Source organism: Streptomyces sp. NPDC058674, from assembly GCF_042716505.1.
GTDB lineage: Bacteria > Actinomycetota > Actinomycetes > Streptomycetales > Streptomycetaceae > Streptomyces.
On sequence record NZ_JBHXSC010000017.1, the window covers coordinates 32,890 to 46,626 of the forward strand.

The 13,737-nt window shown below is 75.0% G+C and carries 13 protein-coding genes; 8 read left to right on the plus strand and 5 right to left on the minus strand.

All coding sequences use genetic code 11. The annotated features are described in order from the left end of the window. Positions 1–10 precede the first annotated feature (10 nt). The 3 genes from ACFWU6_RS11780 to ACFWU6_RS11790 all read right to left on the minus strand — a co-directional run bounded on the left by ACFWU6_RS11780 (position 11) and on the right by ACFWU6_RS11790 (position 2,167). Positions 11–598 (minus strand): hypothetical protein, encoded by a 588-nt coding sequence (locus ACFWU6_RS11780; RefSeq protein WP_383980613.1) that lies wholly within the window; start codon positions 596–598, stop codon positions 11–13. 79 nt (positions 599–677) lie between these two features. Further along, a complete protein-coding gene (locus tag ACFWU6_RS11785; protein ID WP_383798537.1) occupies positions 678–863 on the minus strand; it encodes a DUF397 domain-containing protein in 186 nt (61 codons plus the stop codon). A 161-nt stretch (positions 864–1,024) separates the two neighbouring features. After that, positions 1,025–2,167, minus strand: coding sequence for a threonine aldolase family protein (locus ACFWU6_RS11790; protein ID WP_383798534.1), 1,143 nt, complete (start codon positions 2,165–2,167; stop codon positions 1,025–1,027). Between the two features lie 99 nt (positions 2,168–2,266). Here ACFWU6_RS11790 and ACFWU6_RS11795 point away from each other — a divergent pair, with 99 nt between their 5' ends. The 5 genes from ACFWU6_RS11795 to ACFWU6_RS11815 are packed head-to-tail and all read left to right on the plus strand — an operon-like array spanning position 2,267 to position 7,690. Further along, the gene (locus tag ACFWU6_RS11795) at positions 2,267–3,169 is read left to right on the plus strand and encodes a Rossmann-like and DUF2520 domain-containing protein (RefSeq protein WP_383798531.1); all 903 of its coding nucleotides are present in this window, start codon (positions 2,267–2,269) and stop codon (positions 3,167–3,169) included. After that, complete coding sequence (gene panC, locus ACFWU6_RS11800) at positions 3,166–4,158, plus strand: pantoate--beta-alanine ligase (RefSeq protein ID WP_383798528.1); 993 nt, start codon at positions 3,166–3,168, stop codon at positions 4,156–4,158. Before ACFWU6_RS11795 ends, panC begins: the two co-directional genes overlap by 4 nt. Continuing rightward, positions 4,155–5,903, plus strand: coding sequence for an L-aspartate oxidase (locus ACFWU6_RS11805; protein WP_383798525.1), 1,749 nt, complete (start codon positions 4,155–4,157; stop codon positions 5,901–5,903). The genes panC and ACFWU6_RS11805 overlap by 4 nt, the downstream gene beginning before the upstream one ends. Positions 5,904–5,905: 2 nt before the next feature. Continuing rightward, a complete protein-coding gene (nadC, locus tag ACFWU6_RS11810; protein WP_383798522.1) occupies positions 5,906–6,877 on the plus strand; it encodes a carboxylating nicotinate-nucleotide diphosphorylase in 972 nt (323 codons plus the stop codon). Between the two features lie 3 nt (positions 6,878–6,880). Next, positions 6,881–7,690, plus strand: a complete 810-nt coding sequence (locus ACFWU6_RS11815) for a type III pantothenate kinase (protein WP_383798519.1) — start codon at positions 6,881–6,883, stop codon at positions 7,688–7,690. 159 nt (positions 7,691–7,849) lie between these two features. Here the strand turns inward: ACFWU6_RS11815 and ACFWU6_RS11820 are convergent, their stop codons facing one another. After that, entirely contained in the window at positions 7,850–8,059 is a 210-nt protein-coding gene (locus ACFWU6_RS11820) for a hypothetical protein (RefSeq protein WP_383798516.1), read from the minus strand. A gap of 363 nt (positions 8,060–8,422) precedes the next feature. Between ACFWU6_RS11820 and ACFWU6_RS11825 the strand changes: the two genes are divergently transcribed. After that, positions 8,423–9,547 carry a DUF5937 family protein gene (locus ACFWU6_RS11825; protein WP_383798513.1) on the plus strand — a complete coding sequence of 375 codons (1,125 nt, stop codon included), beginning with the start codon at positions 8,423–8,425 and terminating at the stop codon, positions 9,545–9,547. A 259-nt stretch (positions 9,548–9,806) separates the two neighbouring features. Next, on the plus strand, positions 9,807–11,357 hold the full coding sequence (locus tag ACFWU6_RS11830) for a M20/M25/M40 family metallo-hydrolase (protein WP_383980615.1): 1,551 nt from the start codon (positions 9,807–9,809) through the stop codon (positions 11,355–11,357). A gap of 74 nt (positions 11,358–11,431) precedes the next feature. Here the strand turns inward: ACFWU6_RS11830 and ACFWU6_RS11835 are convergent, their stop codons facing one another. Continuing rightward, entirely contained in the window at positions 11,432–12,415 is a 984-nt protein-coding gene (locus tag ACFWU6_RS11835) for an SAM-dependent methyltransferase (RefSeq protein WP_383980617.1), read from the minus strand. A 107-nt stretch (positions 12,416–12,522) separates the two neighbouring features. Here ACFWU6_RS11835 and ACFWU6_RS11840 point away from each other — a divergent pair, with 107 nt between their 5' ends. After that, entirely contained in the window at positions 12,523–13,722 is a 1,200-nt protein-coding gene (locus ACFWU6_RS11840; RefSeq protein WP_383798504.1) for a sensor histidine kinase, read from the plus strand. Positions 13,723–13,737 lie beyond the last annotated feature (15 nt).

The following is a 13,737-nucleotide window of genomic DNA, read 5'->3' on the forward strand; positions in this document are numbered from 1 at the left end:
CCCAGCCTAGCTACCCGGCGGCGCGTCCGGCCGCCGGGGGCGGGCCGGGCTTGCGGCGTGGCGGGAAGACCTCGCCCGGGGTCGGGACGGGCCGCTCCGGCTTCGGCTGGTCCTTGGGCTGCGGCGGCGGACCCGGCGGCCGGCCTGCCTGCCCGCCGGCCAGGGACAGCAGCCGGGTACGGGGTGCGGGAGGGGCCGACAGCCGTCGCCGTACGGAGCGCTCCGCCACCGCCTGGGCACGGTCCAGCAGCGCGGCGGCGACGGGGTGGGCGCGCAGCGCGCGCAGCGCCGCGAGGTCGTCGGGCACCGGCTCGTAACCGGCGGCCAGGGCGTCCTGGAGCAGCTCCAGGTACCCGGACAGGCTGCCGGGCAGGGCGCCCCGGTAGCGGGCGAGATCCTCCACGAGGAAGGCTCTGAGCCGGTCCGCCTCCCGGACCGCCTCGTCCACCGACCGGGCGAGGCGCAGGCAGTCCTGGACCTCCGAGGCCGGCATCGGGGCCGATGAGGACTGGAGGGCGTGGGCGAGCGAGCGCCTGAGCACGTGCAGCTCGGCAGGGCTGAACGCCATGCCGCCGCGGGATCCGTAGGGCGTGGGCATGGCCCGAAGGTACGCGCTAATCGGACAAAAACCCCTGATGAGGAGCGGGACCGGCGCGGCGGGCCTCGGGGCGGTCCGCTCAGCCGCTCTCCTTGACCGCGCGGAGGAACTCCGTCCAGGCGGCCTGGGTCGTGGCGAGCACGAGGTGGGCGGGGTCGGCGCGGTCCGCGACGCGCACGAGCGAGCCGGGGGCGGCGGCGACGTAGACGCAGGCGTCCCCCTCGTCGCAGAACGAGGACTTCTGCCACACGGGCTGAGCGGTCATGGTGTCTCCTCCGGGCACGGTGGCCGAAATTACCGTGAGGGGACGGTAGCGCCATGACGGCCGCAGACCGATGACTTCGGCGTAATTCGGTGTTTCGCACCGCCGTACGGCCCCCGGCTCCCGGGGGCCGCGGGCCCGGGGCCGGGCCGCCCCGGCGGGGGCTACAGCCGGGCCGTGAAGGCGGCCACCGCCTCCCTGACCTCCGCGTGCGTCCACGACAGACCCGGCTCCGTCACCTCCAGCTCCGTCATCGACAGGCCCGGCGGGACGTCCTCCGCCCAGCGGCGGAAGAGGACCCGGCCCGTCTCCTGCGCCGTCCGCAGCCCCGCCTCCGTCAGCCGCTCCGCCCCGTACGGCAGCCACACCTGGAACTGGTGGGTGTGCGGGACCTCCGGGTGGACGCGGAACCACGGGGTCCCGGCCTCCTCGAAGCCCTCCCGCAGGGCGCCCGCCACCATCCGCGCCTGCGCGACGTACGACGGCAGGAGCGGGAGCTCCCGGTCCAGGCCGGCCAGGGCGGACAGCGCCTGCGGGAACTGCCGGAACACCTGGCCGCCGTACCGGTGGCGCCAGACCCTCGTCTCCTCCACGAAGGAGCGCGGCCCCGCCAGGGCCGCCCCGCTGAGCCCGCCGAGCGACTTGTAGAAGGAGACGTAGACCGAGTCCGCCAGAGCCGCGACCTCCGCGAGCGGACGGCCGAAGTGCACGGTCGACTCCCACAGCCGGGCCCCGTCGAAGTGGACGACCGCCTCCCGCTCCCGGGCCGCCGCCACCAGTGCCTCCAGCTCCTCCCACGACGGCAGCAGGAATCCCGCGTCCCGCAGCGGCAGCTCCAGCATCAGCGTGCCGAAGGGCTCCGCGAGGTCCCGGACCTCCTGCGGGGTCGGTTGGCGGGACTCCGCCGTCGTGTGGACCGTGCGCAGGCCGGCGACGGCCGACAGGGCCCCGCCCTCCCAGCGCTCCGGGTGCGCCATCGGGTGCAGGGCCACCACCCGGTTGCCGGTCCGTCCCGCCCAGCAGCGCAGCGCGACCTGCTGGGCCATGGTCCCGGTCGGGAAGAAGGCCGCGTCCTCCATGCCCAGCAGCTCCGCGACCCGCCGCTCCAGCTCGCCGACCACGCCGTTGCCGTACACGTCGGCCGGCTGGTCCCGCTCGTACGGGGCGTCGGCGAGCCGGGCCAGCAGCTCCCCCGCCGTCGGCTCCAGCAGGCTCCGCGAAAGGGTCCGCTCCGCCCCCCGCCAGGCCGCGACCAGCCGCCCGCCGCGCCCGGATTCCTCGATGTGCTCGTCGCCTTCGTCGCTCATAGCCCCCGATCATCGCCGACCGGCCCGAGGGGGCAGGGGCTAGCATGGCGACGTATCGTCCGGTACCCCCCGCGGACTGGAACGGAAGGCCCTCCCCGCGTGAACCCATCACAGCAGCCGCGCCCTGCCCGGCTGGCCGTCGGCGTCGTAGGAGCCGGGCGGGTCGGCCCCGCGCTGGCCCGTGCGCTCCAGCAGGCGGGTCACCCGCCCGTCGCCGTGTCCGGTGTCTCCGACGCGTCCGTGCGCCGCGCCGCCCGCATGCTGCCCGACGTGCCGCTGGTCCCGCCCGCGCAGGTGCTGGAGCGGGCCGACCTGGTGCTCCTCACCGTCCCGGACGACGCACTGCCGTCCCTGGTCGAGGGGCTCGCCGAGACCGGTGCGGTCCGGCCCGGCCAGCTCCTGGTCCACACCTCCGGCCGGTACGGGACCGCCGTGCTCGACCCGGCGCGGCGCGCGGGCGCGCTGCCGCTGGCCCTGCACCCCGCGATGACCTTCACGGGCACCGAGGTGGACGTGCAGCGGCTGGCCGGCTGCTCCTTCGGCATCACCGCCCCGGACGAGCTGCGGCTCGCCGCCGAGGCCCTGGTCATCGAGATGGGCGGCGAGCCCGAGTGGATCGCGGAAGCGGACCGCCCGCTCTACCACGCGGCCCTCGCCCTCGGCGCGAACCACCTGGTCACCCTGGTCGCCCAGTCGATGGAACTGCTGCGCAAGGCCGGGGTCGAGCACCCCGCCCGGATGCTCGGACCGCTGCTCGGCGCGGCCCTCGACAACGCCCTGCGCTCCGGCGACGCCGCCCTGACCGGCCCGGTGGCCCGCGGTGACGCCGGTACGGTCGCCGCGCACGTCTCGGAGCTGCGCAAGCACGCGCCCGGGACGGTCGCCGGGTACCTGGCGATGGCCCGCACCACCGCGGACCGGGCCATGGCGCACGGGCTGCTGAAGCCCGAACTCGCCGAGGACCTGCTCGGCGTGCTCGCGGACGAGGACGGCGACCGGTGAGCGAGCTGCTGCTGCACACCGCCGAGGAGCTGCACGGGCTGCCGCGGACCGGCCGCCGGGCCGTGGTCATGACCATGGGCGCCCTCCACGAGGGCCACGCGACCCTCGTCCGGACGGCCCGCGAGCTGGCCGGCCCCGAGGGGCAGGTCGTCGTCACCGTCTTCGTCAACCCGCTGCAGTTCGGTGCGGGCGAGGACCTCGACCGCTACCCGCGCACCCTCGACTCCGACCTCGCCGTCGCGGGCGCGGCGGGCGCCGACGCCGTCTTCGCCCCGGCCGTCGGCGAGGTGTACCCGGGCGGTGACCCGCAGGTGCGGATCAGCGCCGGGCCCATGGGCGAGCGCCTCGAAGGGGCCACCCGCCCCGGCCACTTCGACGGGATGCTCACCGTCGTCGCGAAGCTGCTCCACCTGACCCGCCCCGACCTGGCCCTCTTCGGCCAGAAGGACGCCCAGCAGCTGGCGCTGATCCGGCGGATGGTGACCGACCTGAACTTCCCGGTCGAGGTGGTCGGCGTACCGACCGTCCGCGAGGACGACGGGCTCGCGCTGTCCTCGCGCAACCGCTACCTCTCCCCCGTCGAGCGGCGCACCGCGCTGGCCCTGTCGCGCGCCCTGTTCGCCGGGCGGGACCGGCTCGCCGCGCAGGCCGCGCTGCGGGCCCGGGCCGAGGCCGCCCCGGCCAGCGACGGGCGGGCCACCGCCCTCGCCCGGCTCGGCGAGATCCGGGCCTCCGCCGACGCGCACGCCGTCTCGGCGGCGGGTGCCGGGCTGCCGGACGCCGTACGGGCCGCCGCGCGCCACGTGCTGGAGGAGGCGGGACGCCACGATCCGCCGCTGGTGCTGGACTACCTGGCGCTGGTGGACCCGCAGGACTTCACCGAGGCGGCTCCCGGCTTCACCGGGCGGGCCGTGCTGGCCGTCGCCGCGAAGGTCGGGACGACCCGGCTGATCGACAACATCCCATTGGAGTTCGGAGCACACTCGTGAGCACCCCAGGCAGAGGCCCCGCGGACACCGGCGCCGGTACCGGCATACGCCTGCACGCCCCGGCGCCCGGCTGGTCCCTCGACGCGGACGTCGTGGTCGTCGGCTCCGGCGTCGCCGGCCTGACCGCGGCGCTGCGCTGCGCCGCCGCGGGCCGCCGTACCGTCGTGGTCACCAAGGCCCGGCTCGACGACGGCTCCACGCGCTGGGCCCAGGGCGGCATCGCCGCGGCCCTCGGCGACGGCGACACCCCCGAGCAGCACCTGGACGACACCCTGGTCGCGGGCGCGGGACTGTGCGACGAGGAGGCCGTCCGGCTCCTGGTCACCGAAGGCCCCGGCGCCGTGCGGCGGCTGATGGCCGCGGGCGCCGTCTTCGACACCTCGGCCGAGACCGGCGAGATAGAGCTGACCCGCGAGGGCGGCCACCACCGGCGGCGGATCGCGCACGCGGGCGGCGACGCCACCGGCGCCGAGATCTCCCGGGCGCTGGTCGGGGCGGTGCAGGCCGCGGGCATCGAGACGGTCGAGAACGCGCTCGTGCTGGACCTGCTGCAGGACGCGCGGGGCCGTACGGCCGGAGTGACCCTGCACGTCATGGGCGAGGGCCAGCACGACGGGGTGGGCGCCGTCCACGCGCCCGCCGTGATCCTGGCGACCGGCGGCATGGGGCAGGTCTTCTCCGCCACCACCAACCCCTCGGTGTCCACCGGCGACGGCGTGGCGCTGGCGCTGCGGGCCGGCGCCGAGGTCTCCGACCTGGAGTTCGTGCAGTTCCACCCGACGGTGCTCTTCCTCGGCCCGGACGCCGAGGGGCAGCAGCCGCTGGTGTCCGAGGCGGTCCGCGGCGAGGGCGCCCACCTCGTCGACGCGGACGGCGTGCGCTTCATGACCGGTCAGCACGAACTGGCCGAGCTGGCCCCGCGGGACATCGTCGCCAAGGGCATCATGCGCCGCATGCAGGAGCAGGGCGCGCAGCACATGTACCTGGACGCGCGGCACTTCGGCGCCGAGATGTGGGAGCACCGCTTCCCGACGATCCTCGCCGCCTGCCGCGCGCACGGCATCGACCCGGTGACGGAGCCGATCCCGGTCGCACCCGCCGCGCACTACGCCTCCGGCGGCGTCCGCACCGACCTGCACGGGCGGACCACCGTCCCCGGGCTGTACGCCTGCGGCGAGGTCGCCTGCACCGGCGTGCACGGCGCGAACCGGCTGGCCTCCAACTCCCTGCTGGAGGGCCTGGTCTTCGCCGAGCGGATCGCCGACGACATCGTCGCCGCCCCGCCGGCGGGCAGCGGCCCCGGCGTCCCCGTCCCCGCGACCGGCCCCCTGCAGCCCGCCGAGGCGCGGTACGAGGTCCAGCGGATCATGACGGACGGCGCGGGCGTGCTCCGCTCCGCCGAGTCCCTGCGGACGGCCGCCGAGGCACTCGAAGCGCTGTACGCCACCGCCCTGAACGGGCTGGAGGCGCACGGCAAGACCGCCGAGCCGGGCGTGGACACCTGGGAGGCCACGAACCTGCTGTGCGTGGCCCGCGTGCTGGTGGCCGCCGCCCTGCGCCGCGAGGAGACCCGCGGCTGCCACTGGCGCGAGGACCGTCCCGACCGCGACGACGCCGTCTGGCGCCGCCACCTCGTCGTCCGGCTGTCGGCGACCGAGCGGCGGGCGCTGGTCGTCCTGCCCACCGAATCCGCGGACTTCCCGTCCGTACGACACCCCCTCAGTACCCAGAGCCTGGAGCAGTGACCGTGAGCACCCCCGACGAACTCCCCCTGATCGACCGGAACGAAGGCGGCTGCGGCGACGACTGCGGCTGCGGCGACGGCGAGGAGAGCGGCCTCGACCCGGCGCTGGCCCAGCTGCTCGCGGACGCGGGCCTGGACCCGATCGAGGTCGAGGACATCGCGCACATGGCGCTCTCCGAGGACCTGGACGGCGGGGTGGACGTCACCACCGTGGCCACGGTGCCCGAGGAGGCCGAGGCCGTCGCCGACTTCGTCGCGCGCGAGGACGGCGTCGTGGCAGGGCTGCGCGTCGCGGAGGCCGTCTTCTCCGTGGTGTGCACGGAGGCCTTCGAGGTCGAGCGGCACGCGGAGGACGGCGACGCCGTCAAGGCCGGGCAGGTACTGCTCTCGGTCCGCGCCCGCACCCGCGACCTCCTCACGGCGGAGCGCAGCGCGCTGAACATCCTGTGCCGGCTGTCGGGCATCGCGACGGCCACCCGCAGCTGGGCCGACCTGCTGGACGGCACCGGGGCGAAGGTCCGCGACACCCGCAAGACCACCCCGGGCCTGCGGGCGCTGGAGAAGTACGCGGTCCGCTGCGGCGGCGGCGTCAACCACCGCATGTCGCTGTCGGACGCGGCGCTGGTCAAGGACAACCACGTGGTCGCGGCCGGTGGCGTCGCGCAGGCCTTCACCGCCGTCCGCGAGGCCTTCCCGGACGTCCCCATCGAGGTCGAGGTCGACAACCTGGAGCAGGTCGGCGAGGTCCTGGCGGCCGGCGCGGACCTGATTCTGCTGGACAACTTCACGGTCACGCAGACCGCCGAGGCCGTGGCCCTGGTGGCCGGCCGCGCCACGCTGGAGTCCTCCGGCCGGCTCAGCCTGGACTCGGCCCGCGACTACGCCCTGACCGGGGTGGACTACCTCGCGGTCGGCGCGCTGACCCACTCCGCCCCGATCCTGGACATCGGCCTCGATCTGCGCGAGGCGGTGTAACCCGTGCTCCTCACCATCGACGTAGGCAACACCCAGACGGTCCTGGGCCTGTTCGACGGTGACGAGATCGTCGAGCACTGGCGCATCTCGACCGACCCGCGGCGCACGGCCGACGAGATGGCCGTGCTCATGCAGGGTCTGATGGGCATGCACCCGATGCTCGGCAACGAGCTGGGCGACGGGATCCACGGCATCGCGATCTGCTCGACGGTGCCGTCGGTCCTGCACGAGCTGCGCGAGGTGACGCGCCGGTACTACGGGGACGTGCCCGCGGTGCTGGTGGAGCCCGGGATCAAGACGGGCGTGCCGATCCTCATGGACAACCCGAAGGAGGTCGGCGCGGACCGCATCATCAACGCGGTCGCGGCGGTCGAGCTCTACGGGGGCCCGGCGATCGTGGTCGACTTCGGTACGGCGACCACCTTCGACGCGGTGTCCGCGAAGGGCGAGTACGTGGGCGGCGTGATCTCGCCGGGCATCGAGATCTCGATGGAGGCGCTCGGCGTGCGCGGCGCCCAGCTGCGGAAGATCGAGCTGGCCCGCCCGCGCAACGTGATCGGCAAGTCCACGGTCGAGGCGATGCAGTCGGGCGTGGTCTACGGCTTCGCGGGCCAGGTCGACGGGGTCGTGGCGCGGATGGCCAAGGAGCTGGCGGGTCCGAACGGCGACCCGGACGACGTCCGCGTCATCGCCACCGGCGGCCTGGCCCCGATGGTGCTGGGCGAGTCCTCCGCCATCGACGACCACGAGCCCTGGCTGACCCTGATCGGCCTGCGCCTGGTGTACGAGCGCAACGCACCCAACTTCGAGTAGCCGGGCCCGGTCCGCGACGCCCCCGGTTCCGCCGCCGACGCGGCGGGCCGGGGGCGTCCGCGCGTCCGCGGGCGGCGGGGAGCCGCCGGGCCGCACCGGCCGGCCGCCGTGCCGCCCCGGTACGCGGCCGCCCCCGGGTCGGGGCGGCCCCCGGGGCGGTCAGCAGGCGCGCGGGCGGACCAGCAGCCGGTGCAGGGCCGCGCGCCAGGGGTGACGCGCCGAGCGGCCCTCCAGTACGGCCAGGACCTGCTCGTGGGACCGGACCGCGCGCACCGCGGCGAGGTCGTCCCGTCCGGGCGGCGGGGGCATCGGAGCGCCCTGCTGGGACGCCCGGTACGTGTCGATGAGGTACTGCTCGATCGCGGTCATGCGTCCAGCCTGACCCCGCCGGCGCCCTCTCGCGCGACGATTGACGCGGGGCGTCAATCGTCCCCCGCCGGTCCCGCGGCGACGCCCCCCTGCGGTCCCGCCGCGTCCGGCCGCGGCTGTCGCGGGCCCGGCCGGACGGCGGGGCCGCGGCCGGGTCGGACGGCGGGCCGGGGCCGGGTCGGACCTGGGCGGACGGCCGGTCGAGCCGGGCGGACGGCCGGTCGGGGCCGGGTCGGACGGCGGGCCGGGGCCGGGTCGGACGGCGGGGCCGCGCCCCGGACGGGCGACCGGGCGGGCGCCCGGTAGGCCGTCCGGCCCCGCACCCGGCGGCCCGCGCGGCAGGCGCACCGGCATGATGGGCCGATGAGCGTCACCATCGACATCGCCGGGCTCCCCGCCGACCGGATCACCTTCGCGCCCTCGCCGCTCGCGGAGCTCTGCATGGCCCTGCACGCGCTCTCGCAGCCCGCCCACCACCCCCGGCTGACCTCGTGGACCACGGCCACCGCCGCCGCCCTCGACCCGGGCCTCGCGGACCGGCTGCACGAGGCCGACTTCATGTGGCGCAGCTCGTTCTCCGACATCTTCATGGCCTTCGCCGGGACCCCCGGCGGCACCGGCCGGCCCGCCGCGACCCTCGCCGAGGAGCTCGACGTGCTCGACCGGATGGAGGACGAGCAGTTCGTCATGGCCGCCCTGGAGCACTGCTGGCTGTCCCTCTACAACGAGGGCGGCGGCCCCTCCCCGCTCACGGACCCGGCGGCCCGCGCCAAGGCGCTGGAGACGGCCGCCGCCCGCGGCCCCCGCCAGCTCGACTTCTCGGTCCGGCTGCTCGACGACACCGCCTCCGTACGGCGCTGGATGCGCCGGCTCCTGGAGGACTGCGACGAGGCCTTCTTCGCGGAGACCTGGAAGAGGATCGAGCCCGGGCAGAGCGCCGACTCCCGGCACAAGACCGAGGTGCTGCGCCGCAGGGGTCTGGCGGCCGCCCTCAAGGAGGTCTCGTCCGCGCTGAGCGTCGACGAGGGGCTCACCACCGTCACCGCCGACAAGATGGTCCACGGCTCGACCACCGCCACCGACCCCCGAATAGGCAGCGGCCTGGTCTTCGTGCCGACCGACTTCGGCTGGCCGCACCTGCTCGTCGTGCACGCCCCGGGCTGGCTGCCGGTGGTCCACTACCCGCTGCGCTCGCCCGGACCGGCCTCCGACCCGGGCTCGGTGGAGCTGCTCCAGCTGCGGATGGAGGCACTGGCCCACCCCCTGCGGATGCGGCTGTGCCGGAGTCTGGCCCGGGCCCCGTACACGACCGGCGAGCTGGCGGTCGTCTACGGCATCACGGCGCCGGAGGTGTCCCGGCACCTGGCGGTGCTCAAGAAGGCCGGCCTGATCCGCACGCGGCGCCAGGGGCGCTACGTCCAGCACCAGTTGGACCTGCCCGCGGTCGCCCGCATCGGCTCGGACTTCATCGAGGGGATCCTGCGCTGAGGCCGCGCCGGGAACGGCTCCGCGGAGGCGCCGGCCCGGGTCCCCGGGAGGGCCCGCAGGGGCGCCGGCATGGCCGGTTCCCTACGGCGCGGACTCACCGATATACGGAATTCATAAACCGGAATCGGCGAAAACTCTGGCCAGAGTGGCCAGTTGCTGTTTAACGTGCGTCCACCGCTCCCCCCAGGTACGCGCACCTCAACCGCTCGACCGCTCCGCCCTGCCCGTTCTGCCCGCCGTTTGTCGTGGAAGGACCTTCATGCCCTCACGCCGTATAGCCGCAGCAACCGCCGCCCTGGCGGCCGCGGCCCTCGTCTCCCCCCTGCTGCTCGCCGGGCCGGCCGGTGCGGCCGGCAGCCCGCAGAGCGACGCCGCCCGGGGCGACGCGCTCGCCAGGAAGCTGGTCAAGGAGGCGACCGGCAAGGGGGCCAACAACCACCTGAAGGTCTTCCAGTCGATCGCCGACTACAACAACGGCACCCGCGTGGCCGGCTCCAAGGGCCACCGGCAGTCGGCCCTGTACGTCGAGGCCGTGATGCGGGCGGCCGGATACCAGGTCACCAGGAACGAGTTCGACTTCGTGTACGTCGAGACGGTCGCCGAGAAGCTCACGGTGAACGGCCCGAACGGGCGCGACGTCCCGATCCACCTGATGACGTACACGGCGAGCGGCCCGGCGGACGGCGTGACGGCCCCTCTGGCGGTCGCACCGGTCGACGCGGACGGTACGAACGGCTGCGAGCCCGGCGACTTCGCCGCCGGCGCCTTCACCGGGAAGATAGCCCTGGTCAAGCGGGGCGGCTGCACCTTCGCGGTCAAGCAGGAGAACGCGGCGGCGGCCGGCGCGGTCGGCGCGGTCATCTACAACAACACCGACGGCGCCCTGAACGGCACCCTCGGCGACCCCGCGGCCGGCAAGGTCCCGACCGGCGGCGTCACCCAGGCGGAGGGCGAGCGGCTCGCCGCCGAGGCGGCGGCCGGCCCGGTCAGCCTCACCCTCGACATCCGCGAGCTGCGCGAGAACCGCACGACGTACAACGTCGTGGCGGAGACCCGCGGCGGCGACGCGGACAACACCGTCTTCCTGGGCGCGCACCTGGACTCCGTCGCGGTCGGCCCGGGCATCAACGACAACGGCTCCGGCTCGGCCGGCATCCTCCAGGTCGCACAGCGCCTCGCGAGCAGCCAGACGAAGATCAAGAACAAGGTCAAGTTCGCCTGGTGGTCGGCCGAGGAGTTCGGCCTGCTGGGCTCCGAGGCGTACGTCGCCGGGCTGACGGACGCGCAGAAGAAGCAGATCAAGCTCTACCTGAACTTCGACATGATCGGCTCGCCGAACGCCGCGTACTTCGTCTACGACGGCGACGACTCGGACGGCACCGGCGCGGGCCCCGGCCCGGCCGGCTCCGCCCAGCTGGAGAAGGGGATCACCGACTTCCTCGACTCCAAGAGCATCCCGCACGCGGGCACGGACTTCTCCGGCCGCTCGGACTACGGCCCCTTCATCGAGGTCGGCATCCCGTCCGGCGGCACGTTCACCGGCGCCGAGGGCATCAAGACGCCCGAGGAGGCCGCGAAGTTCGGCGGTCAGGCCGGTGTCGCCTACGACGTGAACTACCACGGCAAGGGTGACGACATCACCAACATCGACCAGAAGGCGCTCGACATCAACGTCGACGTCATCGCGGACGCCGTCGGGCACTACGCCCACGACCTGGCCCCGCTGTCGAAGCCGGTCGCCACGCAGCCCACGCCCGGCGGCGGCAGCGGCGGCGGCCTGCACGAGGGCCACGACGAGGCCAAGCAGTAGCCGGCAGCCCCCGGCGGTGACCTGAGGGGACCGGGAGGGGCCGCAGTCCCACGGGACCGCGGCCCCTCCCGGCGTCAGCCTCCGTCGGCGGGGGGCCACGGGCCGATGCCGACGGGCTGGACCAGCCAGCCGAAGGCCCCCAGGCCCGCGCGGGCCGTCAGCTCCGCCGCCTCGCCCGCCGAGGCCAGCGCCCGCACGTACGCCGCCGGGTCCGCGGACGCCAGCGCCAGCGGGGGCCGGGCGCCCGAGACCCCCAGCGCGGTCAGGGCCTCCCGCTGGGTCAGCAGCACCGCGCCCGGCCCCGCGCAGGCGTCCAGGGCCACGTGGGCGGTGACGTCGCAGCTGCCGTCCGGGACCGGCGGGACCTCCCGGCCCGCGCGGAAGCCCGTCAGCGTGCCGTACGGGGGCCGCGCCTCCCGCGTGTGGGCGTAGTCCACCGCCACCGCCAGGCCCCGCTCCACCCCCGCCACGGCCGCCGCCCAGGCCTCGTCCCGGGACCGGCCCACCTCCGCACGGCCGCCGCCCGGCCACCACCGCTCCAGCCAGGCCCGGTCCGCGCCGTCCAGCGGGCCGCCCGGGGACTCCGTGCCGTCCGGCGCGACCAGGACGTAGCGCCCGTCCTGCGCCACCTCCAGCGGTACGTTGTCCAGCCACTCGTTGGCGAAGAGGAGCCCCGTCGTCCGCTCGGGCGGAGCGGACGCCCAGCGAATCCGCGGATCGAGCCCCGGCGGCCGCTCCGCCCGCTCCACGGCGTACGGGCGCACCCGCGCGGCCGCCTCCGCCGGCAGCGCGGCGAGCACGCCCGACAGCAGCTCGCCCCGCCCGGCCCCCACGTCGACCAGGTCCAGCCGCCGCGGGTGCCCGAGCTCGGCGTCCACCAGGAGCAGGAGGCGCGCCACCGCGCCCGCGTACAGCCCGGAGGCGTGCACCGACGTACGGAAGTGGCCCGCGGGGCCCGGACCGCCCGGGCGGACGTAGAAGCCGCCGGGCCCGTACAGCGCGGCCTCCATCGCCGCGCGCCAACGAACCGGAACCGCGCTTCCACCCTGAGTGCTCATCACCGGAAGGCTAAGCTCACCCTCCACCTTCGGGAGTACGCCCCCCGGCGCAAGCTCGCACCTGTGGTTGACTCCAGCACCTAATTCCTTTCCCTACTCTGGGTTACGTGCAGCGCCTCTACGACTTCCTCCGCAGACACCCGACGGGCGTCGACACCTTCTGGGCCGTCGTCTTCGCCGGGTTCTCCATGCTGAACGTGGCGTCGCTGGGCACGAGCACCGCACTGCGCCTCGCGGCGATCCCGGTGGCCCTGGCCATGGCGGCCGTGGTGGCCCTGCGCCGCAAGTGGACCCAGACGATGTTCTGGGTCACCCTCGCCGCCGGCGTCTACCAGCTGGCCCTGGGCATCCCCGCGCAGTTCGCCGACTTCGCCATGCTGGTCATCCTGTTCACCGTGGCCGCCGGAGACGTCCCGCGGTGGGTCTCGCGCACCGCGCTGGGCGCGGGTCTGCTGGCCTCCCCGCTCTACTTCCTGCGCTTCGGTGTCGACAAGGGCACCAGCGACGTCGACAACGTCCTCTTCACGCTCTTCGTCATCGTCCCCTTCGCCCTCGCCTGGGTGATGGGCGACTCCCTGCGCACCCGCCGGGCCTACTACGCCCAGCTCATCGAGCGGAACCAGCGCCTGGAGAACCAGCGCGAGGCCCGGGCCAAGGTGGCCGTCGCCGCCGAGCGCGCCCGGATCGCCCGCGAGCTGCACGACGTCGTCGCGCACAACGTCTCGGTGATGGTGGTCCAGGCCGACGGCGCCGCGTACGTCATGGACGCCGCCCCCGAGCAGGCCAAGGAGGCCCTCCAGACCATCTCCGGCACCGGCCGCCAGGCCCTCGCCGAGATGCGCCGGCTGCTGGGCGTCCTGCGCACCGGGGAGCCCCAGGAGTCCGAGGACTACGTGCCGCAGCCCGACGTCGAGCAGATCGAGGTCCTCGTCGAGCAGGTTCGGACGGCGGGCCTCGCGGTGGACTTCGAGGTCGAGGGCGCCCCCCGCAAGCTGCCCAGCGGCGTCGAGCTGACGGCGTACCGGATCGTGCAGGAGGCGCTCACCAACACCCGCAAGCACGGGGGCCCGGAGGCGAAGGCCAGCGTCCGGCTGGTCTACTTCGACGACGGGCTGGGCCTGCTCATCGAGGACGACGGGCGCGGCGCGGCCCACGAGCTGTACGAGGACGGCGGCGCCGACGGCGCCGGGCACGGGCTGATCGGCATGCGCGAGCGGATCGGTATGGTCGGCGGAACCCTGGACACCGGGCCGCGGCCGGGCGGCGGCTTCCGGATCAGCGCACTGCTTCCCCTGAAGAAGAGTTGAAGAGGACGAGGTAAC

Coding starts and splice junctions, on each gene's coding strand:
- ACFWU6_RS11825 (WP_383798513.1), top strand. CDS start 8,423: ATGAGCGTCACCATCGACATCGCCGGGCTCCCCGCCGACCGGATCACC.
- ACFWU6_RS11785 (WP_383798537.1), bottom strand. CDS start 863: ATGACCGCTCAGCCCGTGTGGCAGAAGTCCTCGTTCTGCGACGAGGGG.
- ACFWU6_RS11790 (WP_383798534.1), bottom strand. CDS start 2,167: ATGAGCGACGAAGGCGACGAGCACATCGAGGAATCCGGGCGCGGCGGG.
- ACFWU6_RS11835 (WP_383980617.1), bottom strand. CDS start 12,415: ATGAGCACTCAGGGTGGAAGCGCGGTTCCGGTTCGTTGGCGCGCGGCG.
- ACFWU6_RS11820 (WP_383798516.1), bottom strand. CDS start 8,059: ATGACCGCGATCGAGCAGTACCTCATCGACACGTACCGGGCGTCCCAG.
- ACFWU6_RS11830 (WP_383980615.1), top strand. CDS start 9,807: ATGCCCTCACGCCGTATAGCCGCAGCAACCGCCGCCCTGGCGGCCGCG.
- ACFWU6_RS11780 (WP_383980613.1), bottom strand. CDS start 598: ATGCCCACGCCCTACGGATCCCGCGGCGGCATGGCGTTCAGCCCTGCC.